This window comes from Flavobacterium bomense (assembly GCF_003970355.1).
On sequence record NZ_RYDJ01000120.1, the window covers coordinates 314 to 1,359 of the forward strand.

At 37.9% G+C, this 1,046-nt stretch carries 1 protein-coding gene; it reads left to right on the top strand.

Annotated elements, in window-relative coordinates; all coding sequences use genetic code 11:
• The coding region (locus tag EKL98_RS16050) for an alpha/beta hydrolase-fold protein (RefSeq protein WP_233589465.1) at positions 1–995 on the top strand (995 nt) is incomplete at its 5' end.
• Positions 996–1,046 lie beyond the last annotated feature (51 nt).

Consider the following 1,046-nt stretch of genomic DNA (forward strand, 5'->3'; position numbering starts at 1 on the left):
ATCCTCAAGTTAATTCTCAAGGATATGCACGATTTAGAATTTCAGCACCCGAAGCGCAGTCAGTAGTTGTGAGTCTAGGATTAGGTGGTGCAAAAGGAGGAACTACCCTTGCCAAAGCTGAAAACGGGTTTTGGATGGGAACCACTGCAGGCGCAATGGATGAAGGATTCCATTATTATCATGTAACTGTAGATGGCGGTATTTTTAATGATCCAGGTGCATTGAACTTTTATGGTTCTACTCGTTGGGAAAGTGGTATCGAAATACCGGCTCATGATCAAGATTTTTACGCTTTGAAAGATGTTCCTCACGGAAATGTACAGCAAATTCTTTTTCCTTCAAAGAGCACTAACACCTCTCGAAGAGCGTATGTTTATACTCCGCCTAATTATCATAAAGATAAATCTAAGTCTTATCCCGTTTTGTATTTGCAACATGGTTGGGGAGAAGACGAAACAGCTTGGAGCAATCAAGGGCGGGTAAATCTTATTATGGATAATATGATTGCCGAAGGTAAAATAAAACCATTCATCGTTGTAATGACTTACGGAATGACAAATGAAATTAAATTTGGTGGTATGGCTAGTTTCAAGATTGAACCATTTCAGACGGTTCTTACAGAGGAATTAATTCCTTATGTTGACACTAATTTCCGCACGATTGCCAAACAAACGCATCGCGCGATGGCAGGTTTATCAATGGGAGGAATGGAAACAAAAACGATAACCATTAACAAACCAGAAATTTTCTCTCATTATGCACTTTTGAGTGGTGGAATTTATAAACCAGAAGATATTAAAGATAAATCGAAGGTAAAACTTATCTTTTTAAGTTGTGGAAGTAAAGAACGTCCTGATGGCGTGAAAAATGCTGTAATTGCACTTAAAGAGGCTGGATATAATGCTGTTTCTTATGTTTCTGAAAATACTGCTCATGAGTTTTTAACTTGGCGTCGCAGCTTTAAAGAACTTGCACCTCTTTTATTTAAGGAGTAAGGATTAAGGTAACTATTCATGGCTAAACATGATGAATAGTATCTGATGATG